Origin of the sequence: Streptomyces sp. NPDC020875 (assembly GCF_040641415.1) — a bacterium.
Lineage (GTDB): Bacteria > Actinomycetota > Actinomycetes > Streptomycetales > Streptomycetaceae > Streptomyces.
The window spans coordinates 1-24121 of record NZ_JBFADP010000069.1; the positions used below are offsets into that span (position 1 = coordinate 1).

Consider the following 24121-nt stretch of genomic DNA (forward strand, 5'->3'; position numbering starts at 1 on the left):
CGCAGACACGACGCGGAGCCGCTACGCGGCTCTTTCCCGTATCGCTCCGCGATACGGGCTTCTGGTCCACTCCGTGGCCCAGTTCTTTCACGCGGCGAAGCCGCGTGAAAGGTTTCCGGATCGCTCCGCGACCGGAAATGCGGGGCCCGCTCCGCGGTCCCCGAAAGGCGCTGGCGACGGGTGGGGGTGGGCGGTGTCTGTTGCGTCAAAGCTGGGAGAACGCTGGCTTGGTCCCGCAACACGGGCCCCCACTCCGGGGGCTGATGTGGAGTCAGACGGCTGGGCTTACGGGATTCGGCAGGGCGGGTGAGACCGGACCCGAGCGAGAACTGATGCGGCCTGAACCTTCCAGCCCGCATCGCCGATGCTACCAGTACCGAACACTTCCTGTCACTCACTCCAAGTCCTGTGCGTCATCCTTGAGCATCCGCTACCTTGGTCCCACAACACAGACACCCATCTCTGACTCAGCCGCCAAAAGAACCTGCGTCACTCCGTTACTGATAATCGCCGGAATGACACTCCCGTGAGTGACCGAATGGCACCCGGTGAATCAATGATGAATTGCTTCTTCACCGCCACCTCCGCCGATTCCTTCGGTCCGAATAATTCTGCTGGAAACACACACCGTACGGTACTCGGAAAGGGCCATCGGATGTCGAATGACGGGCTTCGCCCGCATCAGATCGAGGCGATCGACGCGGTACTCCGCCATCTCCAGCTCCCGGCCGGCTCCCCCGTGCCGCCGGAGGGATTGCGGTGCCAGGTGATCGCCGCGACCGCGTCGGGCAAGACGCGGATCGCGGCCGTGGCCGCTCAACGGCTGCATGCGCGGCGGGTGCTGGTCCTGGTGCCGACGGTGGATCTGCTGGCTCAGATGGCCGCGGAGTGGCGTCGGGCCGGACGGGCTGGGGCGATGGTCGGGGCGTGTGAGTCGCGGGTAGCGGCGTCCAGTGGGATGCCCTGCACGACGGATGCGGCGGAGCTCTTGTCGTGGGTGGGGGCCGGTGAGGACGTGGTGACGGTGTTCTCGACGTACGCCACTGCTTCCACGGCGGTCCAGGGCGCGCACAAGCTCGGCATGGGCTCGTTCGACCTGATGGTGGTGGACGAGGCGCACCGTACATCGGGGGACGCGGAGAAGTCGTGGGCGGCGGTGCACGATCAGGCGAAAATTCCGGCTGTGCGGCGGTTGTATATGACGGCGACGGCCCGGGTCTGGGAGGCGGCCGAGGACGCCCGGAAGGGCGGCAGGGAGGCTCCGAGGCTGATCGCGAGCATGGAGGACGGGTCGCCGATCTTCGGGCCGGTGGCGTGGAAGCTGACGCTCTCGCAGGCGATCTCCCGGGGTCTGGTGGCCCCGTACCAGGTGATCTGCGTCGACATCTCCGACCCTGAGCTGCACGCCGCGCAGGCGGCTGGCGACCGGGGCTCGGACCTGGTGCGCGGGGCGCGGCTCGCGGCGCTCCAGGCCGGGCTGGTGACGGCGGCCGCGGACGAGAGCCTGCGGAAGTGCCTCGCGTTCCACTCCCGCATCGCGGAGGCGGAGGCGATGTCCGAGGGCATCCCCACCGTGGCGAAGCGGCTTCACGAAGAAGACCCGGAGCGGTATCACGCTCCGGAGCGGGTGTGGGCGTCGTGGCTGTACGGCGAGCACAAGCCGGGCTACCGGAAGTCGACGCTGGAGGACTTCGCATCCGATGTGATCGCGGTCCCGGACGGTGAGGGCGGGGTGGTGGTCCACCCGGCCATGCTGAAGGTGATCTCGTCGGTGAAGGTGCTGGGTGAGGGCGTCGATACCAAGCACTGTGATTCCGTCGCCTTTTGTGACGCTCGGGGTTCGATGGTTGACATCGTGCAAATGGTTGGCCGCGCTCTCCGTATGCAGCCGGGTGAGGGAAAGGTGGCATCTTTGGTGGTGCCGGTATTCCTCGCTCCGGGTGAAAGTCCGGATGAAATGCTGACCTCCAGGGGGGCTGAGGCCTTCGCGAAGGTCCTCGGGGCGCTCCGGGCGCACGACACGGAGGTGATCGAGGCTCTCGCTGACCCCCGCGTGCGCAGTGGGAGTTGGGAGCCCGAGGAGAGCGAGGACGACCGTGAGGCGGAGGGCCAGGAGCAACCGGGAGCGGCGAAGGGTCCGAGTGCGCCGGCCCGGGAGCTGCTGAAGTTCAGCAGTCCGCGTGATCCGGCGGAAGTGGCGCGGTTCGTGGCGCTGCGGGTGATCGACCCGGAGACCGACTACTGGCGGAGCGGGATCGCGGCCGCGGCCCGGTACGTGGGGGAGGTCGCGAAGGACGGTGTGCTGCGGGTGCCGTACGACTACGTGACGCCCGAGGACTGGGCCCCGGGCGGGTTTCCGCTGGGGACGTGGCTGCGGAACCAGCGCACGGACTACCGGGCTGGGACGCTGACACCGGTGCGGGTTCGGGAGCTGGAGAAGCTCGGGGTGGTGTGGTCGCACCAGGACCACGCCTTCGAGGAGGGCCTCACCGCCGCCCGGCACTGGGCCGCTGAGCACGGGCACTTCCTGCCGCCGGCCACTGCCGTGTGGGACGGGTACCCGGTCGGGACGTGGGCGAAGAACCTCCGCACAGCGGCCCGGCTCGCGGACGCGCGCGCGGAGCAGCTGGAGGCGGAGCTGCCCGACGGCGCCGCGACGGGCGGGCTGTCCGCGGAGCGGCGGGCCGCGCTGGACGAGATCGACCCGGGGTGGTCGCCGGTGTGGGACGCGGGATGGCAGCGCTGCCTGCGGCTGGTGCAGAACCATCTGGACAACGGCGGCACCGTTCCCTTGGAGGCCGGGGAGGTCGTCGTCCAGGGCGAGGACCTCGGACGGTGGGTGTCCGGCTGCCGGTTCGGGTGGGACGCTTTGCTGCCCGCGCAGCAGTGGCTGCTGGAGAACGCTCTCGGGCTGGAGCCGGCGGGTGAGGACGAGCGGCCGGTGAAACGGACCCAGGACGACAAGTGGGCCCTCAACCTGCGGGCGGCGAAGGCGTTCCACGCCCGTGAAGGGCACCTCAGCGTCCCGAGGAAGCACGTAGAGCATCTGGAGCCCGACGAGAGGTTGCGGGGTGCTCAGAACGGCGCTGAGGGCGCTGTCGAGGTGAAGCTGGGGATGTGGCTCGACAACGTCCGCAAACGCGCCGACAAGCTCAGCGGGGAGCGGCGGGCCGAACTCGACGAGCTCGGTATGCGGTGGACCGCGGCGGCGCGGGCGGGGAGGGCGGCGCGGTGAGTACGGACGCGTACACCGGCGGTCCGGTGGACCGGGCGGTGGATGACGTGGAGGAGGGTGCCGCGGACGCGGTTCTCGCGGTTGCGGTGCGGTCGTACGCCGCGTTCGCGGTGCCCGGGCGCTCCGGCGACTCGATGACCGAGGAGGTCCTGCCCGTCCTGTGGTCGGTGATCACCGAGGAGGAGCGGGAAACGTATTCGGAGCAGCTGGAGGAGTTCGTGAGCCGGTACCGGGAGCGGCTGGTGCGGCTGTATGCGGAGTACGGGCCCGGGTCCGCGGCCGCCGGGTACGGGCGCCGCGAGCTCCTCGCGCGCCCGGTGTCCCTGATCGCTCTGGAGCGGCTGTCCGGTGTCCGTTCCCGCTTCGCGCTGAGCGCGCGGTGGAACGGGGAACTGCCCGACCGGTGGCTCAACGACCTCTGCGGCCCCTGGGGTGTGGCTGAAGTCCTGTGACCCGGTGCCCTTGCCTGGGCGGTTCGCCGCCCAGGCAAGGTGCGGAGGTCGGCGCACGAAGCCGAAGAGGGCAGAGCTCGGAGCCCGGCCCAGGAAGCGTTGGCCGGGTCGCTGCCGTGTCGCGCCCTGAGCCCATCTCACTCCGTGTCTCCGGAGTCTGACCGCTGCTGCTGCCCAAGCCCACGTCGTGTCCTTGTTGTGGACGGCCGGCGGGTGGGCCGATCAAGCGCCTGTATCGCTTGCTTAATCCCGACCAGCTTGTCTTCAAGACGCTGAGTGGGCCGGTCTTCGCGCAGGATCCACTTCATCGTGTCAAGGTCGACGGAGTACTGGGCCGTCTCCACCTTCCCGTCAGGACCGTTTGCGTCAACCGTGAAGGTGTAGACGCGGGGAAGGTCGGCATCCTGGAACCGCTCTTGCCTGTCCACGAGGAAGGTCAGCCGACGGCGCGGCGGCAGGATAGGAATGGGCCGAGCCAGAACCTCCTGGAGCACCTGGGTGAGGTCAGTCTCTCCCGGTCTGGGCTCCCACCCGGATTCAAGGGGCGGGTCGCAGGAAATACGAACGTCGCGGGCTACGGTCGGACCGGTGTTCTCGATGACCAGCAGAAGCGCCTGGTAGTAGGCGTCGGGCTGGATATCAACAATGACGTACGGCTCGTTCTGCTCCCGGTGGATGCGTTCCGCTAGGGCCAGTTGCTCTCTGACGGCCCTACGGGCGATAGACGCCTGCCAGGCAGCGATGAGGGCGGCGGCGACGGCAACGATGACCGCCCACTGCTCGACTGTGAGGGCTTTGAGGTAATCCATGACCTGACGTTACCGACAACGCCCACCAGGAACCACAAGATCACGCCCCGCCGCCAGCCCTTGTGACCATGCGCTTGCCTTGGTGACGACTGTCATGCTTCGGCGCGACCCCGGAAGCCTCCCGGCGATGTACGCGCGGGAGGTTCCCGGGGTTGTGCGGTTCTTCTATGCGGCGAAGCCGACGTTGGTGACGTACTCGTAGCCGCCCCAGTCCGAACCGAGATCGGCGATGACGTCGTCCCAGGCGTCTTCGAGACCGCGGTGGTCCCCGGCCGCCCACGCTCCGACGATCTTGTCCCAGCGGCGGACGTTCATCTCCCGGTGCGACAGGACGCGCTGGTGGCGCTGTGCGACCTGCGACTGGTTGAGGGGGTGGATCTCGATACGGGTGCCGCGACCGTCGCGGTTGAGGCGTTTGAGGAGATGCCTGGCCACGTTCTGGCGGCGGACGGCCCGGTAGGCGCGGTCGATCTTCTCCAGGCTCGCCCGCGACGGCTTCTGTTTGCCTTCGAGCCAGGCTTTGAGGGTGCGGTCGGTGACGGTGAGGCCGGCGGCCTTCGCCGCCTGGCGGGCGTGCTCAGTTTTGGTGAGGTAGTTCAGGCGGGCTGTCCAGCCGCGCCGGGAGGTGACCGGCGTCGCGATGCCTCCGGCGAGTTTGTCGAGCTGGTCGGCGACCGCGTCACCGCCCTTGATGCCGTGGGCTCCGAACTTGCCGAACTCGATGTTCTTCTCAGGCACTTACTCTCCCTCCCCTGTCGCGTCGGTGGTGCCGACGGTGTAGGTGTCCTTCACTTTCACCTCGGTGACGCCGCGGCCTTCGGGGAACACCTGGCGCCAGTCGCCGATGACGTGGAGTTCGTCGGTGCCCATGGCGCGGACGACCTGGAGGCCCTCGGTGTGGGCCTTCCACGCCTTCATCCAGAGGTTGGCGAACGCCTGGGAGCGGATGAGGTGCATCCAGTCCTGGCGGTAGAGCTCGCGGTTGTAGTTCGACTCCCCCATCGTCGACACCAGTTTCGAGTACATCGCCTTCACGTACTCCAGCGTCACGATGTCGCCCGCCTCGATCGCCTGCGCTCGGGCGTCGGTGAGGGTGATGCGGAACTTCTCCAGGAGGTTCTCGGTGGAGCCGGAGGTGTACGACTCGTGGATCACCGGAGGGGCGCACAGCTGGTGCTTCGGCCCGGACAGGCGCAGCAGCAGACGCAGGGTCGGCTCGGTCACCCACAGGGGACCGGGCTCGTCGCGGTTGCCGATCGGGTTCGGCAGAACGTCTCCGTGGTCCCAGGCAGGTGGGGTGATCAGGTGGATTCCGGCGCGGCGGCGGTCGAAGTCGAAACCGGTCGAGTGCTCCAGCTGCCCGATCGGGAGATGGGTTTTCAGGGCGGAGAGGTAGGCGGCGTTCATGTCGAGCGCCGTCACCTCATGGACGCCCGGCGGCGGTGCCGCCCTCGTCCACTTCGGACGGGCCTCCCACACCTGGTCGGCGCCCTTGGCGGTCTGCTTGCGCAGGACCTTCGGCAGCGCCGGGTGCGCCACGACGTCGTACCGGGCGCCCTTACGGGTCTCGTCCAGGAGAACCATCGCGTCCGGGATCGCCTTCTTCACCAGAGCGGCGGTGGCTTCGTCGACGTCGCCGCCGTGCTCGGCGAGCGCGGCCCGCACCGCCTGGACGATCAGGGCGCCCGGGCCGGACTCCTCCTGGAACGCCCGCCCACGCGGCGGCTTCCCCTTGCCCGCCGGTGCGGCGGGCCCGCCGGATCGCACCCCACGCGACGGCGCCGACCGCGAGGCCGGACGGCCCAGGCGGCCCGGGCGCTCCGAGACCGGCGGCGGAGTCTTCGGAGCGGGAGCGGTACGAGCCGGGGCCGGGGTGGCGTTGGTGTCGGCGACCGGCTCCGCCGGGGCGGGAGCCGAAGCCGGGGCGGGAGGGGCGGAGGCGGGTCGGCAGTCGGCGGGGTCAAGGTGCTGCGCGAAACCGTCCATCCGGTGGGAGGCCGGGGTCCCGCACAGCACGCACAGCTCGGGCACCGCCAGGACCTCGACGTCGTCCACCGGCCCCTCGCCCTCGGCTTCGGAAGACGTGTCCCCGGAGCCCGGGTCGGCGTCGGCCTGGTCCACGTCGTCCTCGACGGTCAGGAGCTCGGCGGCCGGGGGCTGGGTGGCGAACTTCGCCGCCAGGCCGTCGAGGAGGTAGGCGTACTTCGTGCGGGTCTCGCCCGAGGGGTCGCGGCCGGACTCCCAGCCGGACAGCGTGGACGGGGACACCCCCAGCGCCTTCGCGACCTGCGCCTTGGACAGGTGGGCGCGCTCGCGCAGTTCCCGCCGCACGTCGGGGTCGGGGAGCGCGGCCTGTTCGGTGACGGAGGACAGCAGCGAGTCGATCGCGTCGAAGCCGTCGTCGCTCATCGGCCGGCTCCCTTCGCCTTGACGGTGCGCAGCCGGTCGGCGGGCAGGGCTTCGCACGCTTTCGTCGGCCCGTCCAGCAGGTCGAGGGGACGGACGCCGTAGTGGACGGCGAGGGTCTCCACGTCAGCCAGCTGCCATGAGGCGGCGCCGGACTGACGGCGCGAGATCTGCGTCTGCGTCAGCCCCAGCACCTCGGCGACGACCCGCTGCGAGTCCCCCGTCGCCTGCATCAACGCCGCCACCGTCAACCGCAGCGACTCCTCCAAGCTCATTCCCATGGCTACACCCTACCAACAATCATGCGCTGAACGCATAGAAGTCTGAGTTTTTACCAGGCTTGATGGCTTTAACGTATTGATTTGATGAGGGGGCCGGTGGAACCGCTGCCGGGTGCAACACGTGCTGCAACGGTGCCCGCAACAGCGAAAACCGAGGAGAATCCGCTCAGGGGTGCGACGCACCCCTCGCGTCTCACTCATCCGTTTCACCTCCGTCCCCGCGCCGCCGGGCCTCCTTCACCGCCCGGTGGCGCACGCGCAGCGCCTCCCGCCGGGCCCGCCGATCGTCGCGCTCTTCCTGCTCCTCCCGCTCCCGCCAGCGGTCCGTCACGCACCCCGGGCACACCAGACCCACGATCAGACGGCGCACCTCACGGCGCGGCCCCGGGCCCAACGGCAGCCGCCAGCCCCGGGCCAAAAGACGGACGGTCAGCGGCGTCACGCGCACCAGCGACGCGAGGCTGAGCACCGTCCACTCCCCCCGGTCGAGGAGGAACCGCACCCGCCCGGGCAGACCGCCCGCGGGGAGCCGGTTGGCGAGCAAGGCGCGGTCGTCGTCGGTGAGCCGGTGGCCGTGGACAGGGCAGTACGTCTTCGTCTTCCGGGCACGGCCCGGGATGGTGATCTCCATGCAGGGAGCATCGCAGGCCCGGCCTGTGGACGGCGGCCCCGCTCCGCTCGATGGAGAACGGCCGACGCTCCCGCTCGCGGCCCTCCGCCCGGCCCCGGTATCCGCCTGAACCAGCCGGTCGGCACTACGACCGCGGTGCTCCCCCGCCCGCCGCGCCCCAGCCGTCCAGAAAGGCGGCCAGGGCGCGGCGCTGCTCTTCCTCCCGGGCGACCTGCCGGTCGAGCACCGCGCGGTCGATGTAGGGGTCGACGGCGGCGAGGACCAGGCGGTGGAGCTCGGCCGGCTCCAGCGCCTCCACCTCCCACTGGACCGGGCGGGCGGGGTCGAAGCCGTGGCGGCGGGCGAAAGCGGGCCAGCGCGGATCGCCGTGCTTGCCCTCGGCCGGTGGCAGCCCGTACCGCTGGACCTGGTCGTGGGTCAGCAGGACGCGGCGGACCTCGCTCCAGCAGTCTGCGGTGCGCCGGACCCAGTCCCGTTCGATCTCGGCGCCGCTCGCGTCGAAGTCCCCGAACCAGAGCAGCGTGGCGGAGCCCTGCCGGTCGGTGCGGCGGCGGACGACGTCGGCGTAGGACTGGGAGGCGAAGCCGCGGACCACCAGGACCGGGATGCCGAACTCGGCGAGCCAGGCGGTGAACATCTGCCGGAGGGTGTCCTTCTCCGCCGCGACGTACACGGGCCGCTGGCCCTCGGTCCGGTCGAGGCCGAACCAGCCGACGGCCTCCCGGAGGAAGGCGGTCGCGTCCGGCCAGGCCGACGGGACGTGGACCTCGCGCAGAGTGTCGATCAGGTCCGGGAACCGTTCCTCGCGGCGCGCTTTCGCGAGGTGCGAGGACAGGTGCCGGTACATCGACGGGGTATGCGGCAGCACCCCCTCCGACACCAGCCGGTACATCACCTGCCGCAGCGTCACGCCGCCGTCGTAGCCCTCCACGATCTCCCGCGCCCGAGCCACGACAGCCGGCCACCGCACCCGTACACGCGCCATAGAGGTACATGTACCCAACCGGGCGCGGCACCGCGCCGGGTCTGGGACCGGCGTACCGAGGAGACGGCCCCAGGGGGCGAGCTGGGGGGCTTCGTCAACGGTTCGGTGCCGGGTCCCCGGGACGAGGGACTGGTTCCGTGTCTCCGTTGCCGTGCCGGGCCGCCGGGTGGAGAACTGGGGGCATGGCGAAAGGTTCGTACGGGACATCGATGACGACGTTCCGGGTCAAGACGGGTGCGGACAAACGGCGCAAGGGCCACTGCCCGAAGTGCCAGGCGTTCCAGGGAGAGAAGTGCTTCGGCCGCCCGAAGGGAGGTGTCCATCCGGAACGGCTGGTCCACAACAAGATCCGTCCCGCTCAGATCCCCGGACTGGCCTCGTCCGTGCGCGCACGGTCCCGTCGGGGCTTTCCCTATGCAGGAGCGGCGCCGGCCTCACCCCTTCGCCGCTTCCCACAGCAACCACACGACAATGATCACGGGGGCGCCCATCGACGCCCAGAGCAGCGGCTCGATGAGCAGTTCCGAGAGGCTCACGGATTTGCGGTAGTGCCGCCACGCCTGAAACGGCGAGAGCTGTCGGCGTATGACAACCGGTTCGAATCCGAGAGTTCTCAGCTCCTCCACCGGGCAACCGTCGCGAGGGGTGAACGCGCCAACGGTCGTGTTCTGTCCTCGAAGCACCACCCTCGGTACCTCGGATACCCTGGTCAGCGCGGGCAGGCGCAGTGCCTGCAACAGCACCACCTCATCGAACTTCGATACCGGAATCACCCGGCGGCGCCGCAAGACGTACCGGAGGGTAATCGATCCCCCGTCGATGTCGGCTTCCACGAAATTCGAGCAGAGCGGAACGCCGACGATCATGGCGACCGCCGCGACCAATGCGAGCACCATCGGGGCGACGGATCCGTCTGACCAAGCGCCGAGCGACAGCCACATGAGACCGAACCACGCCAGGCAGACGACGAACACGGCGCATACCACCGCGAGGAACACCCGGCCGGCTCGGATCGACATCCGTCACTCACTCCTTGTCCAACAAACCTAAACCGTCCCCGGGTCCCGCTCCCGTGCGGGTCCGGACATCGACATGTCCGTCACGATGCTAGCGCTGAGGTTTTTTGATGGTCCGTCGACGGAGTTGGTGGACTGTTTTCGTGGCGTGGGCTGAGGCTGGGCAGGCTGAGGACCCGAGTGTCGCCTCGGGGTTGCGCCGGGTTCCACTGCTCTGGGTGTTGAGATCCTGTCGTTGGGATCGGGAATCTTCTGGTCAGCCAGGGTTCGGCATGGAGCTTCAGGACCGTCTCCAGCCGTTCCAGGACCGCTACGGCCAGGCCGTCGCGGGAGGGCGACCCGATGGCCTCGCCGGGCTCTGCGGGGGCAAGCACGGCCGCTGGGGGCGGATCCGCGCCCTGCCCGACGGTCACGAGACCTTGATGGAGGAACCCCACCGGGGCCGCACCAGCCAGGTCCGGCCGATCGCATGGGTGGGCAGCGCGCCCGACGGCTGGTGAGCAGCGGCGAGAGCGGCGAAGGACCCCCGGGGGCGCACGGCCGGCCCGGGGGTCCTTCGCCGTCCAGGGCCAGGCGCCGGATCCAGGACCTACACGTACTGGGGTGCGATGCCAGGGCTCTGAGCTGCGGCATCGCACTGGTGTGCGTGTAGGCCCTGGAACCTTGGGGAGTTCCCCCGGCGAACTACGTTGTGGCCGGGGCAGGTTCGGTGAGGCGGTCCAGTCGGTTCGCCGCCGACTAGGAAATCGAGCCGCGCGCTGACAGTGTCTGGCGCTACGGTCCAGGAATGACGACATCACCCTGGCAGCCGCTCTCCGACCGCGAGGCCGGGCTGCCGGTCGACCAGACAGTTCATGAAGGAGTTCCCGAGCACCTGGAGCCGGGACTGCGGTCGTGGATCAAGGAACTGGTGGTACCGGAATCGCTGGTCCACCGCGTTGTGGCCGCGCTGAGGCTGAACAGTGGCGCTCATGCTTTCGGAAACGACCGTCTCCCGTCGAGCGCACGTGATCTGTCCAGGGTGCCCGCCGACCTGCTCCTCGATGTCGTCGACTGTCTGCTCTACCTCGATGTCGGCGAGGTCGCCCATCACGAGTACCTCGTCAAGCACCCGAACACGACCTCGCCCTTGGCGGTGATCTTCGCCAAGCCAGCGAAGTTCGTGAATCCGGTCGACACACTGGATGCGCTGCTCGCAGATTCTGCCTCCGCCTACCAGGTTCGTGAGGAGGACGATGTCTCGCACGCTGGCCTGGAGCGGGTCGTCGAGGCCACCGTCGCCGATTCCGCCGTCACGGCCATGCAGCAGGCCGAATCCTCCGGCCGCGAGGACGCCAGCGTCTATCTACGTAGTTCTTGGGCAAAGGCGTATGCCCTGCGCCCGGACGCAAGTGGCGCTTACATCGATGCGGTGCGTGCGGTAGAGGCTGTCGCGATACCCCTGTACGCAAGCGCCGACCCCCGGCCGACCCTCGGGGCCGTCATCCGTGAACTGAACGACAACGGGAAGGCCTACTCGATGGTGATCCTTGACAACAAGGCAGTCCCCGCCAAGGTCGATACGGTGCTCTCCCTCATGAAACTTCTCTGGCACGGGCACCGCGACCGACACCCCGGAGGACAGACGAGCGCACCTATCACCCTGGAAGCCGCCCAGGCCGCCGTTCACATCGCGGTGCTCCTCGTTCAGCTACTCAGCACTACCGCGGTGACCAGCAGCCCGCAACCATGACAGCCGGACCGTCTGGAGGACGGCACGAAGGGCAAGATCGAGATATTCCCGAGCAGCGCCAAGAGCTGGCACACAAAGCGGGCCGCCAACAAGTTCGCCGTGCTGGCCAGCCTCGGGCTGAGTGGGCTCCGCTCCGACCTACCGGTCGGGCTGGCGCCCACTCCCCTCCGGTCCGACATCCTTGTCGGCCCAGCGTGGCAGCGGGCTCCGACGGGCCGGTGTAGAGATCAGGCGTGCCCGGTCGCTTCGGCTGGTCCTTCCCACAAGCTCTTGACCGCCGTGACGATGTCGCGCACACACCGGTACGTGGCCTCGGCATCCTGGGATGTCCTGAGCACTCCCCGAACCGTCTTCGTCGCCTTGTCGCCGAGCTGGGCAAGGCTCTCGAGGAGGCCACGAAGGACGGTCCACCGCGAGGTACGGGGCTTGCCGGTCCCCGACCTGTCGGTGGTACGACGTGCACGGTTCTGGGCCACGGTCGGGTCCTTGCTTCGGGGTGGAGTGGTCAGCAGCCAGTCTTGTCTCCGGGCACTGGGAATCGGCCGGGAATGACGGAAGGTCACCCCCACCAGTGACGGCGGCGTGCTTCGGGTTCCGGCAGAGCGAACCGAATCCTGGGGGTCTCCCCCGGCGGACTCGCGGGGGCCAGGAGTAGGTCGTGGTTCCCGGCGGGGAGAGCTGAACCATCTGACTTGGTCTTCGTGGCGTACTTTGAAGAATTCCAGCGGGGAACGAGTCGGCGCGTGGGCGGGAACCATCTGACTTGGCTTTCGTGACTCACTTTGAATACTGCGGCGTGTCCGTACCTCCCTGCTCGGCCGGTCCGGGATGATCAGCGCATGAACGTGGGGCTGCCCGGGGTGCAGTGGGATGAGTTGTGGCTGCCGTTGCGGCCGTACGCGACGAACCGGTTTCAGGAGGGGATCCGGCGTGAGCGGCGTCCGGTGGCGATGACGCGTCGGTACGTGGAGGCGAACCCGTCGGCGGTGAGCAATCTTCTCGTCGTGGATGTGGATCACGCGGATGCGGTGCTGCGGGCGGTGTCGTCGGTGGGGTCGCATCCGCTGCCCAACGCGGTCGTGGAGAACCCGGTGAACGGGCATGCTCATGCGGTGTGGGCTCTGGCGGGGGCGGTGACGCGGACCGAGTACGCCCGGCGGAAGCCGCTCGCCTACGCTGCGGCGGTCACGGAGGGTCTGCGCCGCGCGCTGGACGGCGATGCGGCGTACTCGGGGCTGATGACGAAGAACCCGCTGCACACGGACTGGAGCACCGAGTGGCTCCACGGCGGACTCCACACGCTCGGCGGGCTCGAGGAGGCGCTGGACGGCAGTATGCCGCCTTCGCGCTGGCGGGAGACGAAGCGGTTCCGCACCAGCATCACGGGGCTGGGGCGTAACTGCTCGATCTTCGAGACGGCCCGGACCTGGGCGTACCGCGAGGTCCGCCACCACTTCGGCAGCCCCGACACCCTCCACACCGCCATCCATACGGAAGTACACACCCGCAACGCCGAGTTCGCGGAGCCGCTGCCGGCCGTGGAGGCGCGGGCGATCGCCAACAGTATCCACCGGTGGATCACGACCAGGTCGAGGATGTGGAAGGACGGAGCGGCGGTCTACGAGGCCACCTTCGTCGCCATCCAGTCCGCCCGCGGCAAAAAGGGCGGCGCCAAGGGCGGGAAGGCTTCCGGGCAAGTACGAGCTGCGCGCCGGGACGAGCGCACCGCCGCCGTGCTGGAGTACATGAGGGGGAGGTCGTGACACAGGAACCCAACCGTGAACGCCGTACCGTGACGGCCCGTGAGCTCGCGGACCGATTCGGAGTGTCCCGACGGACGGTGGTGCGCATGGTCGCTGAGGAGCGCGGGGCGTACGAGGGCCGGTCCCGGCAGCGACGGGACCGGATCGTCGAGTTGCACCGGCAGGGGCTGAAGGGCTACGAGATCGCGCGCGAGCTGAACGTTTCCGCCGGTCTGGTCTCCACCCGGCTCAAGGAGGCCCGCTCAGCCGGTGCCGACCTCACCCGCTACGCCGCTGCCGGTGAATCCCACGAGCAGGGCCAGGTGTAGCGAGCCTGCCCGGGTCAACCCCCGGCGCGCTCCCTGTGAATGTTCTGGATCGTGCGTGCACTGTCGATCTGCGAGCGGATCATCGTGTCGAACAGGGCTTCCAGGTCGCCGTCGGGTCCGGCGTTCGCGGCCAGCAGCGAGACGACCTGGCCGGCGAGAACGGTGACCATGTCGGCCGTCTCCACGGGACCGCGGACCTCGATCAGCTTGCGCACGGCGTCGTCGATGCGGTCCAGGGCCTTCTCGTCCTGGAGCAACAATCCGAGCTGCTCGGCGAGGAACATCCGGACGACCGCCACACCGTCGGCCAGGGCGGTGTCCACGTTGAAGTCGACGCGGGCCTTCTGCGACTCCTTGAGCACGGCCGCAGCCGTGTACGTCTGCGGCTCCGGGAGGAGGCCCTCCTTTTGCCACTTCTCGTACGGGACGGGGCCGACAGCGTCACGGCGCGCACGGTGTTCGCCGGTCGGGTGGCCGCCTGCGGTGCGGCAGGCCCGCCCTCCGGCTGCCTTGCAGGTCGGGCACTCGACACGGCGCATCCATGAACGCACGAGACCCACCTCCGCGTCGGAGCGGAGGTGACGCCGCCACTCGCCGCCCCACGGAATGCTCTGCGAACCGTTCTCCACGCCCACTGCCCCCTGAGTCCGGTGATGTGCGCCCCCGTCGGCGCCGTGATGATGACCGTACCGGCGCAACCGCCCCTCAGCAGCCGATCGAGGGAATACCGTCCAGCCGCTCTCCGACAGGAACTATCGGGCTGTCTCTACTGGGGAACGGCGGTGGTGGCTGCTCATGTTGCGGGGCGCGTGCCCGGTGTGACGGGGGCGAGGTCGGTGAGGGAGTCCGGGTCGGTGGTCCACTCGGTGCCTCCGCCGGGCGGGTGGAGCCAGGCCACGACGCGGGACCGCTGGTCGCTATCGGGCGCGATCGCGCGCAGCGTTCCACGTCGGCCGATCGCGGTGTCTTCGACGTCCAGGCCGAGCCAGGGGTGATCGTGGTGGAGGAGGCTCACCGGACCGCATTGCCGGTTGCCGCATCCGGTTCGGTCCGCGTCGTGTCGGCAAGACGGTCCAGGCACTCGTACAGGGCTCGGACGAGGCGGGCCCGGTCCTGGACACAGTGCATGCTGCCCTCGAGCCCGGCCGACAGATGCTGCTCGGTCTCCCGCAGGACCCGGTCGGCCGGCCCCCGGGCCGGGTCTTCCCCGGGCAGGCCGCCGGCCGCGCGGCGGACGTCGCCGGAGACCGCCCGGGCGGCGCCGGCCAGCTGGAGCGCGATCTGCTCGTAGTCGCGGGGGGCGAGGTCCGGGTCGTTGTTCCACGCGAGGACGGCGGTGACCAGGGCCTCGTGCGGAGCGCGGTCCAGAGGGAGTTCGGCCTCGATCAGTCCGTGAGGGTCGTGCAGGACCGTGTATGTGCTGCTCATCAGGGGCCTCGCGGGGTGGGCGCCGGTCGTAGTCGGCGGTCTCGTTCGTCGTACGCGGACCGCAAGGCGACCATAGCGGCGGGCGGGATGCGGTAGGACTGACCGTGAGTACGGGTGTGAGGGAGCAGGGCGACCGGGGAGCAGGGCGGTATGGGCAGGCCGCGACGGACTTCGGCAGGTGCCGTCACCGGGTTCGTGCTGCGCCTGGTCCGCGAGTCCGTCCCCGTGACGCAGGCCGGTCTGGCGGAGGTGCTGGGCGTGGACGTGGACACGCTGCAGGGCTGGGAGTCGGGGCGGCGGCCGCTGGCGAATATGCGGGCCGGGGCGTTGCTGGAGCTGCGGCGGCGGCTTCCGGCGCTTGGTGCGGATGCGGGGCTGGTGATGTGGCTGGAGGCGGCGATGGACGCGGACCGGATTCTCGCGGCCGCTCTGGACGGTGGGGCGGGCGGGCCGCACCCGCTGGCGGGGTGGGTTCACACCCGGGACACCGCGCACATGCTGGCCTGGGCGCTGAACGGTACGACGCCACCCGCACTCGCTGGGCGTCTCCCCCGGCCGCGGGCCGGGCCGGCTGCTGCCGCGCCGCGGCTGGCGAGGGCGGGGTGCTGCTGCACCGCCAGGCGCTCTATCTCGCTTCGTACGACGGGGGGCCGGACTCGGCCGCGTGGACGGCGCACACCCTGCACCGGGGCCGTGACGTCCTGGTCCGGCGGGGCTGGTCGCCGTACTGGGCCGGTGCCCGGTCGACCGCGACCGCGCTCGCCCGTCAGGGCGACCCGCAGCCGCTGCTCGACTTCATCGACCGCGCGCTCGCCGACGACGACACCGCCGAGGCCGCGAACCTCAACTACTGGGCGCTATGGCTCGGGGCGCTGCCGGTGCCGCAGCCGGACGACGCTTTCATGCGCGACCGGGAGTTGTCGGGCTGGGATCCGGTGACCCTGCTGCGGGGCCTGGCCCGCAGCCTGCACCTCGCGCCGAACTATGCCGACCTGTACGCGCACTCCCTGTGGGCCCTGGTGTCGGCGTTCCCGTGGCTGCCCCAGGCCGCCGGCCCGCTGTCCGGCCCGCTGCGGGAGCGGACCGGACAGCTCCTGGACGGGGCGGCGATCTCGGCAAGATCGCGGCGGGAACTCGCCCGCGTCCATTACGTTTTCGATCACACCCGCTGACACCGGAGGACCGTATGGCCGACGACACCGCCCGGGGCACCGCGAGCTTCATCTCCGAGATGGGCGTCTTGAAGAGGGTCGCCAGGACCGGCTGGTGGTTCACCGGCAACAAAGCCCCCGAGTCGGTGGCCGAGCACTCCTTCCGGGTCGGGGTGATCGGCTCGGTACTCGCCATGATGGAAGGCGCCGACCCGGCCCGGGTCGCGCTGCTGTGCCTGTTCCACGACTCCCAGGAAACCCGGGTCGGGGACATCCCCCACATCGGACGGAAGTATCTGAAGGCCACCCCGAACCAGGAGGTGACCGCCGACCAGGTCGCCAACGCCCACCCCGCCGTACGAACCGGCGTCCAGAGCGCGGTCGACGAGTACGAGACCGGCGAAACCCCGGAAGCGATCATCGCCCGCGACGCCGACAAACTCGAATGCCTCATCCAGGCCGTCGAATACCGGGAACAGGGCTACAGCCTCACCCAGAACTGGATCGACACCAGCCTCGCCTCCCTCAGGACACCCTCCGCAAAAGCCCTCGCCGACGCCGCCCTGACCATGCCATCGCTGGAATGGCAGAACAACTTCCTGCCCTGACCGACGGGGCAGCTCCTGGTCCGCCCGGGTGAGCATCGGCCGTGGCGAAGGAGCCCGGGTCGATCTCTCTTCTAGCGTGCGGCCATGAAACACACCCCGATGCCCGAGCCGCTACGGCAGGCAGTGCACCAGCTCGTCTCCGAGGCCGTCCTGAACTGCCAGGACGTCCTCAGCTACACGGAGCCGCGCCTGGCACATGACTGGAAGCGGATGACCCTGTACCGGGCCACGGACGCCTCCGACACCCTGGACATGGCCTCCATGCTGATCGCCGCGTACTGCCAGCAGCACACCGACATCTCCCCAACCACGCTCGCCTCGTACCTGCAGACCCGGCAGCAGTACAGCCGGGCTGCCGGTCCGCGGGAGTCGGACCGGCAGGAAGTCGCCGGGATGCTTGGTGCGCCGGCTCCGCCCGATTCCGACGCACCCGGGCAACAGTCATACCGAGATGGCCGGGCGTACGCGGGGAACGGGCTGATGGCCGTACCCGACGAGCAGCGGCTGTTCACCGAGGCGTGTCTGCACGGGCTGCGGGCCCGGCTGTCCGACGACCTCGACTCACTGGACAGCTACCTGCCACCCCAGGTGGCGCGGCTGGCCCGCAAGGTCGCCGAAGCTCTCGACGTGCCGGAGCTGGCCACCACGTAACCCCGTAGGGCGTGCGGCTGGTCAGAGCGCGGGCCGGTGGCGGCCCCGGCAAGGGCGACGTGAGCCTCCTGGCCGGGATCGGCCTGCCGGAGGCTACTGCGTCAGCGCGGTTAGGGCCTGGTCGGCCATCTGGACGCCCATCGTGGCCGCAATGGTGGTTCCGGTCTCCAGGAGACGGTCCTTGATCTGGGTGGCGAACTGGCGGAGGCGGCCGGGCTCGGGGTTCTGGGAGGTGGCCTCCGCGTGGAGGTCTTCGGCGACGCGCTCCAGTTCCACTCGGTCCTCATCGGACATATCCAGGGTGGTACTGACCTGGCCGATGTATCCGGCGAGCTGGGCGAACGGCGTCGGGTCGACGCCGCCGTTGTTGAACTGGGTGAAGTTCTGCTGGTCGCCCATGATGACGCCCTTGGCGTTCGGCATGTAGTTGTTGTACGTGGTGCCGGTGCGGGGCTGGTTGACGTGGTCCTGCACGGTTCCTCCTGCCAGGGCGCAGTTGACGCCCCGGGGCGTGATGGCGATCGCCGCAGGGTCGGTGTCGATGTGCTCGATCAGCTGGTACTGGGCCAGGTAGGCGAGCGTTTCGTGGAGTTCGGTGCCGGTGATGTCGGATCCGGCGAAGTAGGCGGCGGGTGAGGTGAGGAACAGGGCCGGGTCGACGGGGGTCTGGTCTCCGGCGGTGTCGAACAGCCACCGGTGAAAGGCGTCCATGGTGTGCCGGAGCCGGGCGGCGCGGTCTTTCTGGAGTTCCTTCAGCTGGCGCACGGCGACGTGGCCGGCGTCGGTGAGCCGGATGTGCGTCCTGCGCCCTGCGGAGGGGAGGATCTGCACCAGGCCGTGCTGGTCGAGCTGGAGGGCGAGTACGCGCGGGTCCTCGTCCTCGATCTGGTGTTCTCCGACGAAGGCGGCGACGTCGGCATATCCCGAGTTCAGCTTCGTGCGGTCGTCCAGCCACATCAGAAGCCGGGCCAGGCACCCGCTGGTCACCTCGCCTCCGGGCACCGCGCCAGTGTTGGCTTCAATCTGGGCAGAGATACGAGGCGGGTTCCGCCGTTGCTCCCGCTCCAAGCTCTTGTTGGTCTCTTTGACGAGGTTCCTCGCCCATTTGTCGATGTCACGCTTGTTGATCCCGCTGCGGGCCACATTGCCCTCCTGTCACGCGTACCTGGGCTAAGGGTACGGAGGGGGACCGACAGCGAGGGTGCCTTGTTCCGGTGTTCCGGCCGTCGCCGAGGCGGACGGCCGAGGAAGCCCGCCACGGTCAGTCAGGTTCCGGCAGAGGCCGACCGGGCACCGTGCGCGAAAGTGCCGACGGGCGTCCGATCCATGCGCGGTGGTGGGATACGACGTGGAGCCCGTCTCGGAGGCGGCCGCGCAGGACGCCGACGCGGGTACGGCCCTCCAGGACCTGAAGCCCATGTTCGGACGAGTCCAGGAGCCGCCGGTCGATCAGGAGGGGCTGGCGCAGCCAGGTCCCGTGGTCTTCCCAGTGCCGGCCGATTTCCGCAGGGCGGACCGTGACCCAGTGGACCGGGTTCTCGGCATAGGTCTCGATGCAATCGGCTTCGGACGCGCCGGTCGGCATCGTGGTGAAGTCGGCGGCCGGGATCGTCTCCTCTGTCCAGGTGATCTCCCGCAGGTCGATACCGCCGTAGTCGCGCAGGAAGAGGTCGTTGTCGCCGTGGTCGAAGAGGAACTGTTCGAGGACGTCGTCCGGCCACTGCAGTGGAGCCACCGTCGGGTCGACGCGGAAGGAGTCGTAGCCGTAGCTGAGGCCACCGGCACGGCGTCGGGCCATGAGCAGGCTGAGGTCTTTCAACTTCATGCCGCTAGGTGTACCGCAGAATCTCGGCTCCGTTCCTCCTGCTCCGGTCGAGCTAAAAACTGAAGCACGCGGTGTTGGGCCCGCAGAACCGCCGGATCGGGCGCCTACACGAGCCGGCCCTGAGGACTTCGATCCTTCAGGGCCGCACTGGCGTCCTGCGTAGTGGTTCAGGATCGGTTGTCGACGGTGACGAAGCCCGTGTCCTCAGCCGCTCATGCACTCCTTCCCGCACCGGCTCCACTACGGCCTTGCCGGGCCCATGTTCTTCGCGTTCGGCTGAGGCCGCTGCTGCACCTCGGTGAGCAGCGACGTATGCCCAGCGCACCAGCCAGCGAACCAGTCTGGGACAGCTCCGTTTCCTTGCGCCGTACGCAGTTCATTGAGGCTGAAGGGCTCTGCACCCGAAAGGACCCTGCGGCCGGGGCCGTTGGTCCGTGTGGCCCTTACCCGGGCAAACCACTCTTGCCCACGGACGAAGTCAACACGCTTGTGGAAAGGATGCAATGTAGGCTCCGCGGCCTCGAAAAGGGCACAGCATGCCCAAATGAGGGCATCACGGAGGTCGCGGTTCTCGATCATTGCAGCGATCCGGTCGGGGGCTGGCGCAGCGGTGTCCTCGCCGTTGTGCGCGAAGACCTTTTGGAGGAATGTACCGCTGACTCGAGGCAGAACGACTCTTGTCCACGCGCCGAAGGATGCTGCGATATTCCCTGCGTCCTCTTCCCCTGTCTCAGTGAGGAGCTCTTCCAGGTCGAGGAGCAAGGGTCCCGGGACCGTCTCACCGAAGGCTTGGAATCCCAGAACCCATTCCAGGGTATTCCCAAGATTTTTAAACTCCACCATCGAGTTGCGCAACAGATATGCCATGGAAGGCGGATCCTTATGAGGACGCCCTGTAATACCTGACGCCACCTCGTACATCTGTTGATCCCATTGCGGATCGAACATGAGCGCCTCGCCACGCCAGTAGAAGCGGGCCCACCGGGCCAGTGCTGCGAGAGCGCCGTGGGGGTACTCGTGGAGCTTGGCAATGAACCTGTTCCTGGGGTCTCTGGAAAGCTCAAACACCGCTAGGGCCGTGTCATGGTCCCATTCCGGGCTGCTGCTTCCCCAGGCGGCCAGGAGTGCATCGAAGATGTCATCTGTCGCCTGAGGGGGAAGGGGCGCTGCGTTCATGACACGCAGACTCAGGGAGAGGTATCTTTTCGACGACTGCCAGCTGCTGCTCTTGGACCGCGCCATGAGGTCGGTGACGATGTCCCGCGCACCGCCGTCGTACTTGTCGTCGGCACACTGAAAGATCACATCTGCCAGGACCGAGCTAGTGTCTTTCTCATAGGCCCGCACCATCTCGTCGACCACTTCATCGAGTGACCGCGCGCGCCGTACGAGGGCCTCTGCCGCGAAGTACTCCATGAAAGTGCGGTGCGTAAAGCCGAACAGACGGTGATCGACAGAGTCCGTGCCCTGGTAAGACAGGAGCCATGCCCGGTCCGCGCAGAAGTCGAGGAAGTTCTGGGCGCGAGATCGGGCATCGACCTCGTCGACCGAGGCAGTGTCGGTGAAGAAGGTTGCGATCAGCTTGCGCAGCTGCCCTTCTTGCACTCCAGCCTGAGCGGTTTGGCTCTTGTAGAAGAAGAGCGCGAGTTCCTGCATCAGACGGGTTCCGTACTGGCGGTGGTCCATCGGCTGCTCGATATGACGCATGGCGTCCCATCGCTGAAACAGCAGATCGGCACAGGCTTCGTACACCGTGCGCCGGTTACGCGGAATGTATCCGCGGGCCCGGTAGAGGGCGCACAGCAGGGAGAGCATGAGGGGGTTGGTCCGGACATCGGGTACGTTCTCGGTCTCCCGCAAGAATGCCAGGCGGTCCTGCTCCGATCGTTCGGTGGCCGCGAACCATTTCTCCGTGTACTGGTCTACCTGCTCCACGGAGAAGTCGTCCAGCTCATATATTTCGAAGCATCTGGTATTGAAGGGTGCTTTGTTGTAGCCGACCCTGCGGGCTGTCACGAGGACCGGGATCAACGGGTACCGATTGGCGAAGGCCTCTATGGTCTTGACGAAGGTCGTTCGCCGTCCGACGTCCACAATCTCGTCGATGCCGTCGAAGATCACGAATGAGCGGCCGAGGGTGGCCAGGTCCCCAATTTCTTCATCTGTCACCTCCAGTTGGAGGTTCTCCCGGAGGGAGCGTGTGATCGCCGACAGGATGTAAACTGCTCCCTCAGTGCTCTTGACGTCCTTGCAGGACACAACGAGAGGGGCATAGGCTGAGCCGGAACCAGAGCACGAGAGCTGGTGGACAAGGTTTTGCGTCATAGTGCTCTTGCCTACACCTGGATTTCCAAGGACCACGCAGCGCGGACGGTTAAGAGACGAAACCAGGAAGGAGTCATCACAAAACTCCTCAGAGTTTCGCTTTCGCAGGTTCCGCTGCACGTACAGCACTTCGTGGTCGAAGCGCGCCGTCTCGGCCGCGTGGCTGAAGGTGTGGGCAAGACTTAGTTCGGCGTATCGGCGCTCCGATGCGACTCTGATGTCTGCAAGGACTTCACGAGCCCGCTTGGTCCGAGCCGAGGACCCGAGAATTTCCACGATGTCGCGGAAGGCTGCGTTGGGAGGGGCCTCACCCCCTGACACCTGCGGTGCGGTTCCTAGGTAGGCAGTGACCTTTTCCAAGTCTGCCGCGCTAAGCACGTCCCTGATGCTGTCGTCTCTCGGGAAGACGCTCTCCATGTACGAGATGACAAGCTGCCAGAGCGCGCCCGCGAGGCCAGCCCAGTTGTAACCGTGTTCGTCGCAGAACTCCTCGGCCCGGACCGTGAAGGTGTTCTCGTACTCCTGGGAAAGATCCGAAAGCTCTCGGTGGGATCGCAGGCCGAGTCGGGCGATGAACAGAAACTGCGACAAGGCTACAATCTCGGGCTGTTCAAGGAACTGCGAAACCTGAGCGACCTGGTCTTGGGTGAGCAGGGCGATCATCTCACCGCTCTGATCTTGGAGGACGAGGGCCCCTCGTTCGTCGGACTCCTCCGACCAAGGTGGCGTCGGTGTTTCCCCAGTCACCGGCGCCGACGACCTTGCCACGAATGCTGCTGCTACGCGTCCGACCACGCTGCCCACCAATACCGGTTCCATTGGGTCCCCTCCCGCAACCTGTCCCACATCCTCGCAGAGGGTTCCTACTCCTCTGGCCCTGTTCTTCAATGCCCGATGGGTGGGAACGCCCACGACGACTGGTGCATGAACATGACCGCGGTGCCGCCTCCGGGCTCGTACATGGGTGACGTTCGGCCGGCCGGACAGAACCGGCCGATCCCGAACGCCAGCACCTCGGCGGTCTCCTCCACCTGCCGGTCGAACCTGCTCTGCCCCACGGCTCCCGCCCCTTCCACCCGTACCCAGGGGTTCCGAGCACCAGATGCCCGGAACCGGACACGACCGCAAAAAAGCTGACCTGTGCATAGATTTCTGCGCCTACCAGGTCACTTGTGGATGTATGAAGCCAGTCGGAACGAGCAGGGCGACGGCGGCTACGGTGAGGGGGAAATGCTGGGCTGAGCAGGGAGAACGTGGTGTCCGGGGTGTGGGGGCGGCTGTGTGACTGGGTCGAGAAAGACGTGGTCTGGGTCCACCGGGGCCGGATCACCGACGGCCGGGTCACGCTCGACATGCGCCTGGCCGACGGCCTCGACCCCGATACACCGGGCGGGGACGGACGGTGGCTCCTGAGCCGGGACGCCGCCCCGCTCCGGATCGGTGACGACCGCCCCGACCTGACCGGTGTCCTCCCGGCGCCGGTCCCGGCTGGAGCCCGGTGAGGTGGTGGAACACGTCGGCGCAGTGGGTCACCGGGATCCGGCTCGGCAACATCGAAGGCCAGCCGGTCGCGGTGAACGAACCCTGGCTCGCCCGGCTCCCCGACGGCTACCGCCTCGAAGGCTCCCCCGGCCACCCCGCCCTGCGGATCATCAGCCCCGCAAACCCCGGCACCGTCCGCACCTCCGGACCCGGAGCTTCGCCGGGGACCGTCGTCGGCGTTACGGTCCCCCTGACCATGTATTCCGTACGGACCTGAAAGGCACCGGGCGACACCACAGGCTCTTCGTCTCCAGCACCGGGCACGGACTGGACCCGCCCCTTCCCGCTGGGAGACCGGGACGGTGGAGGCTGCTCCTCAGCCGGGCCGGGGCCGCCCGGCGAGGCTGAGGTGATCAGGAAGCGCGCTCGATGGTGACGGGGACTTCCAGCGGTACGGTCCACTCACTGCCCTTCGACTTGGCAGTGATGCTCAGACGTAGCGGCTCGTTCTCGTAGTCGCGGAGCCAGTCCGGGGTGCTGGCCGCCGACCAGGTCGGCGGGGTGGTGGGTGTCAGGCCGTATTGCGTCCATTCGCCGACCGCGAGGCGCTGCGGGGCGACCGTTCGGCCGGTGTCGTCGCGGCCGTCCGCGCTGAACTTCCACCGGCCCCAGATGTGCGCGCGGACTTCTTCGGGAGTCGGAGTGCCCGCGAGCCTGGGCCCGTTGCCGCGGTGCGGGTTGTCGTTGCGCAGGGACGCGGTGATCTCGATGGTGCCGTGGGACAGCAAGCCGCGCGGGCCTTCGAGGCGGACCCGCAGCATGGCGGTGGAGCGGGCCTCGTTGGCCACGACCGTGCAGCGGAAGACGGGGGTGAGGTCGGTGTGCAGGCGCTGCTGCTCGATCCGGGACAGGGTCTGCGCGGCCCCGTTGGAGTTGCGTGCCGCCTTCCAGGAGCCGATGGCAGCAATCGCGGCGACGACCGCAACGCCCAGCGCCAGGGCCGCGATCGTGTCGGTGGTGGTCATGGGGCTGG

At 68.4% G+C, this 24121-nt stretch carries 26 protein-coding genes and 1 pseudogene; 12 read left to right on the forward strand and 15 right to left on the reverse strand.

Annotated elements, in window-relative coordinates; translation table 11 throughout:
• The first annotated feature begins 655 nt into the window (after nucleotides 1–655).
• Nucleotides 656–3235: a Helicase associated domain protein gene (locus AB0G74_RS30000; RefSeq protein ID WP_361152548.1), complete on the forward strand. Its 2580-nt coding sequence runs from the start codon at nucleotides 656–658 to the stop codon at nucleotides 3233–3235.
• Nucleotides 3232–3687 (forward strand): hypothetical protein, encoded by a 456-nt coding sequence (locus AB0G74_RS30005; protein ID WP_361152551.1) that lies wholly within the window; start codon nucleotides 3232–3234, stop codon nucleotides 3685–3687. The genes AB0G74_RS30000 and AB0G74_RS30005 overlap by 4 nt, the downstream gene beginning before the upstream one ends.
• A 137-nt stretch (nucleotides 3688–3824) precedes the next feature.
• Here AB0G74_RS30005 and AB0G74_RS30010 read toward each other — a convergent pair whose 3' ends face one another.
• From AB0G74_RS30010 to AB0G74_RS30040, 7 genes are all read right to left on the reverse strand, one after another.
• Nucleotides 3825–4496, reverse strand: coding sequence for a hypothetical protein (locus AB0G74_RS30010; protein WP_361152553.1), 672 nt, complete (start codon nucleotides 4494–4496; stop codon nucleotides 3825–3827).
• Nucleotides 4497–4661: 165 nt separating this feature from the next.
• Entirely contained in the window at nucleotides 4662–5234 is a 573-nt protein-coding gene (locus AB0G74_RS30015) for a transcriptional regulator (RefSeq protein ID WP_361152555.1), read from the reverse strand.
• Nucleotides 5235–6905 (reverse strand): helix-turn-helix transcriptional regulator, encoded by a 1671-nt coding sequence (locus AB0G74_RS30020; RefSeq protein ID WP_361152557.1) that lies wholly within the window; start codon nucleotides 6903–6905, stop codon nucleotides 5235–5237.
• Nucleotides 6902–7183: a helix-turn-helix domain-containing protein gene (locus AB0G74_RS30025; protein ID WP_361152560.1), complete on the reverse strand. Its 282-nt coding sequence runs from the start codon at nucleotides 7181–7183 to the stop codon at nucleotides 6902–6904. The genes AB0G74_RS30020 and AB0G74_RS30025 overlap by 4 nt, the downstream gene beginning before the upstream one ends.
• 193 nt (nucleotides 7184–7376) lie before the next feature.
• Nucleotides 7377–7814, reverse strand: coding sequence for a hypothetical protein (locus AB0G74_RS30030; RefSeq protein ID WP_361152563.1), 438 nt, complete (start codon nucleotides 7812–7814; stop codon nucleotides 7377–7379).
• Between the two features lie 124 nt (nucleotides 7815–7938).
• The gene (locus AB0G74_RS30035) at nucleotides 7939–8766 is read right to left on the reverse strand and encodes a hypothetical protein (protein ID WP_361152565.1); all 828 of its coding nucleotides are present in this window, start codon (nucleotides 8764–8766) and stop codon (nucleotides 7939–7941) included.
• 467 nt (nucleotides 8767–9233) lie between these two features.
• On the reverse strand, nucleotides 9234–9818 hold the full coding sequence (locus AB0G74_RS30040; RefSeq protein ID WP_361152568.1) for a hypothetical protein: 585 nt from the start codon (nucleotides 9816–9818) through the stop codon (nucleotides 9234–9236).
• Nucleotides 9819–10087: 269 nt separating this feature from the next.
• On the opposite strand from AB0G74_RS30040, the gene AB0G74_RS30045 reads away from it, so the two are divergent.
• The 5 genes and pseudogenes from AB0G74_RS30045 to AB0G74_RS30065 all read left to right on the forward strand — a co-directional run bounded on the left by AB0G74_RS30045 (nucleotide 10088) and on the right by AB0G74_RS30065 (nucleotide 13618).
• Nucleotides 10088–10315 carry a hypothetical protein gene (locus AB0G74_RS30045; RefSeq protein ID WP_361152570.1) on the forward strand — a complete coding sequence of 76 codons (228 nt, stop codon included), beginning with the start codon at nucleotides 10088–10090 and terminating at the stop codon, nucleotides 10313–10315.
• 287 nt (nucleotides 10316–10602) lie between these two features.
• A complete protein-coding gene (locus AB0G74_RS30050; RefSeq protein WP_361152573.1) occupies nucleotides 10603–11547 on the forward strand; it encodes a hypothetical protein in 945 nt (314 codons plus the stop codon).
• A gap of 839 nt (nucleotides 11548–12386) precedes the next feature.
• Nucleotides 12387–13310, forward strand: a complete 924-nt coding sequence (locus AB0G74_RS30055; protein ID WP_361152575.1) for a replication initiation protein — start codon at nucleotides 12387–12389, stop codon at nucleotides 13308–13310.
• Between the two features lie 29 nt (nucleotides 13311–13339).
• Nucleotides 13340–13393, forward strand: a pseudogene (locus AB0G74_RS30060) (HTH domain-containing protein); the annotation flags it as partial.
• A 3-nt stretch (nucleotides 13394–13396) separates the two neighbouring features.
• Complete coding sequence (locus tag AB0G74_RS30065; protein WP_361152634.1) at nucleotides 13397–13618, forward strand: hypothetical protein; 222 nt, start codon at nucleotides 13397–13399, stop codon at nucleotides 13616–13618.
• A gap of 14 nt (nucleotides 13619–13632) precedes the next feature.
• On the opposite strand, the gene AB0G74_RS30070 is transcribed toward AB0G74_RS30065, so the two are convergent.
• From AB0G74_RS30070 to AB0G74_RS30080, 3 genes are all read right to left on the reverse strand, one after another.
• Complete coding sequence (locus AB0G74_RS30070; RefSeq protein ID WP_361152578.1) at nucleotides 13633–14247, reverse strand: hypothetical protein; 615 nt, start codon at nucleotides 14245–14247, stop codon at nucleotides 13633–13635.
• Between the two features lie 164 nt (nucleotides 14248–14411).
• A complete protein-coding gene (locus AB0G74_RS30075; RefSeq protein ID WP_361152580.1) occupies nucleotides 14412–14633 on the reverse strand; it encodes a hypothetical protein in 222 nt (73 codons plus the stop codon).
• Complete coding sequence (locus AB0G74_RS30080) at nucleotides 14630–15046, reverse strand: DUF6415 family natural product biosynthesis protein (protein ID WP_361152583.1); 417 nt, start codon at nucleotides 15044–15046, stop codon at nucleotides 14630–14632. Before AB0G74_RS30080 ends, AB0G74_RS30075 begins: the two co-directional genes overlap by 4 nt.
• Nucleotides 15047–15648: 602 nt before the next feature.
• Here AB0G74_RS30080 and AB0G74_RS30085 point away from each other — a divergent pair.
• The 3 genes from AB0G74_RS30085 to AB0G74_RS30095 all read left to right on the forward strand — a co-directional run bounded on the left by AB0G74_RS30085 (nucleotide 15649) and on the right by AB0G74_RS30095 (nucleotide 17456).
• Nucleotides 15649–16218: a transcriptional regulator gene (locus AB0G74_RS30085; protein WP_361152585.1), complete on the forward strand. Its 570-nt coding sequence runs from the start codon at nucleotides 15649–15651 to the stop codon at nucleotides 16216–16218.
• 14 nt (nucleotides 16219–16232) lie between these two features.
• Nucleotides 16233–16805 carry an HD domain-containing protein gene (locus AB0G74_RS30090; protein ID WP_361152587.1) on the forward strand — a complete coding sequence of 191 codons (573 nt, stop codon included), beginning with the start codon at nucleotides 16233–16235 and terminating at the stop codon, nucleotides 16803–16805.
• Between the two features lie 84 nt (nucleotides 16806–16889).
• Nucleotides 16890–17456: a hypothetical protein gene (locus AB0G74_RS30095; protein WP_361152589.1), complete on the forward strand. Its 567-nt coding sequence runs from the start codon at nucleotides 16890–16892 to the stop codon at nucleotides 17454–17456.
• A gap of 93 nt (nucleotides 17457–17549) precedes the next feature.
• On the opposite strand, the gene AB0G74_RS30100 is transcribed toward AB0G74_RS30095, so the two are convergent.
• The 4 genes from AB0G74_RS30100 to AB0G74_RS30115 form a co-directional block, all read right to left on the reverse strand.
• Entirely contained in the window at nucleotides 17550–18599 is a 1050-nt protein-coding gene (locus AB0G74_RS30100; RefSeq protein ID WP_361152592.1) for a hypothetical protein, read from the reverse strand.
• A 118-nt stretch (nucleotides 18600–18717) separates the two neighbouring features.
• Complete coding sequence (locus AB0G74_RS30105; RefSeq protein ID WP_361152594.1) at nucleotides 18718–19281, reverse strand: hypothetical protein; 564 nt, start codon at nucleotides 19279–19281, stop codon at nucleotides 18718–18720.
• 240 nt (nucleotides 19282–19521) lie between these two features.
• Nucleotides 19522–22269, reverse strand: coding sequence for an NACHT domain-containing protein (locus AB0G74_RS30110; protein ID WP_361152596.1), 2748 nt, complete (start codon nucleotides 22267–22269; stop codon nucleotides 19522–19524).
• 221 nt (nucleotides 22270–22490) lie between these two features.
• Nucleotides 22491–22664, reverse strand: a complete 174-nt coding sequence (locus AB0G74_RS30115) for a hypothetical protein (RefSeq protein WP_361152598.1) — start codon at nucleotides 22662–22664, stop codon at nucleotides 22491–22493.
• A gap of 198 nt (nucleotides 22665–22862) precedes the next feature.
• On the opposite strand from AB0G74_RS30115, the gene AB0G74_RS30120 reads away from it, so the two are divergent.
• Together AB0G74_RS30120 and AB0G74_RS30125 are read left to right on the forward strand one after the other, a co-directional pair.
• On the forward strand, nucleotides 22863–23108 hold the full coding sequence (locus tag AB0G74_RS30120; protein WP_361152600.1) for a hypothetical protein: 246 nt from the start codon (nucleotides 22863–22865) through the stop codon (nucleotides 23106–23108).
• Entirely contained in the window at nucleotides 23105–23365 is a 261-nt protein-coding gene (locus tag AB0G74_RS30125) for a hypothetical protein (RefSeq protein WP_361152603.1), read from the forward strand. The genes AB0G74_RS30120 and AB0G74_RS30125 overlap by 4 nt, the downstream gene beginning before the upstream one ends.
• A 136-nt stretch (nucleotides 23366–23501) precedes the next feature.
• Here AB0G74_RS30125 and AB0G74_RS30130 read toward each other — a convergent pair whose 3' ends face one another.
• A complete protein-coding gene (locus tag AB0G74_RS30130) occupies nucleotides 23502–24113 on the reverse strand; it encodes a hypothetical protein (RefSeq protein WP_361152605.1) in 612 nt (203 codons plus the stop codon).
• Nucleotides 24114–24121: the final 8 nt, after the last annotated feature.

Excerpts from the sequence above, each read along its gene's own strand:
- AB0G74_RS30000 (WP_361152548.1), top strand. The coding sequence starts at position 656 with ATGTCGAATGACGGGCTTCGCCCGCATCAGATCGAGGCGATCGACGCG.
- AB0G74_RS30010 (WP_361152553.1), bottom strand. The coding sequence starts at position 4,496 with ATGGATTACCTCAAAGCCCTCACAGTCGAGCAGTGGGCGGTCATCGTT.
- AB0G74_RS30020 (WP_361152557.1), bottom strand. The coding sequence starts at position 6,905 with ATGAGCGACGACGGCTTCGACGCGATCGACTCGCTGCTGTCCTCCGTC.
- AB0G74_RS30025 (WP_361152560.1), bottom strand. The coding sequence starts at position 7,183 with ATGGGAATGAGCTTGGAGGAGTCGCTGCGGTTGACGGTGGCGGCGTTG.
- AB0G74_RS30030 (WP_361152563.1), bottom strand. The coding sequence starts at position 7,814 with ATGGAGATCACCATCCCGGGCCGTGCCCGGAAGACGAAGACGTACTGC.
- AB0G74_RS30040 (WP_361152568.1), bottom strand. The coding sequence starts at position 9,818 with ATGTCGATCCGAGCCGGCCGGGTGTTCCTCGCGGTGGTATGCGCCGTG.
- AB0G74_RS30045 (WP_361152570.1), top strand. The coding sequence starts at position 10,088 with ATGGAGCTTCAGGACCGTCTCCAGCCGTTCCAGGACCGCTACGGCCAG.
- AB0G74_RS30050 (WP_361152573.1), top strand. The coding sequence starts at position 10,603 with ATGACGACATCACCCTGGCAGCCGCTCTCCGACCGCGAGGCCGGGCTG.
- AB0G74_RS30055 (WP_361152575.1), top strand. The coding sequence starts at position 12,387 with ATGAACGTGGGGCTGCCCGGGGTGCAGTGGGATGAGTTGTGGCTGCCG.
- AB0G74_RS30065 (WP_361152634.1), top strand. The coding sequence starts at position 13,397 with ATGGTCGCTGAGGAGCGCGGGGCGTACGAGGGCCGGTCCCGGCAGCGA.
- AB0G74_RS30080 (WP_361152583.1), bottom strand. The coding sequence starts at position 15,046 with ATGAGCAGCACATACACGGTCCTGCACGACCCTCACGGACTGATCGAG.
- AB0G74_RS30090 (WP_361152587.1), top strand. The coding sequence starts at position 16,233 with ATGGCCGACGACACCGCCCGGGGCACCGCGAGCTTCATCTCCGAGATG.
- AB0G74_RS30095 (WP_361152589.1), top strand. The coding sequence starts at position 16,890 with ATGAAACACACCCCGATGCCCGAGCCGCTACGGCAGGCAGTGCACCAG.
- AB0G74_RS30105 (WP_361152594.1), bottom strand. The coding sequence starts at position 19,281 with ATGAAGTTGAAAGACCTCAGCCTGCTCATGGCCCGACGCCGTGCCGGT.
- AB0G74_RS30110 (WP_361152596.1), bottom strand. The coding sequence starts at position 22,269 with ATGATCGCCCTGCTCACCCAAGACCAGGTCGCTCAGGTTTCGCAGTTC.
- AB0G74_RS30130 (WP_361152605.1), bottom strand. The coding sequence starts at position 24,113 with ATGACCACCACCGACACGATCGCGGCCCTGGCGCTGGGCGTTGCGGTC.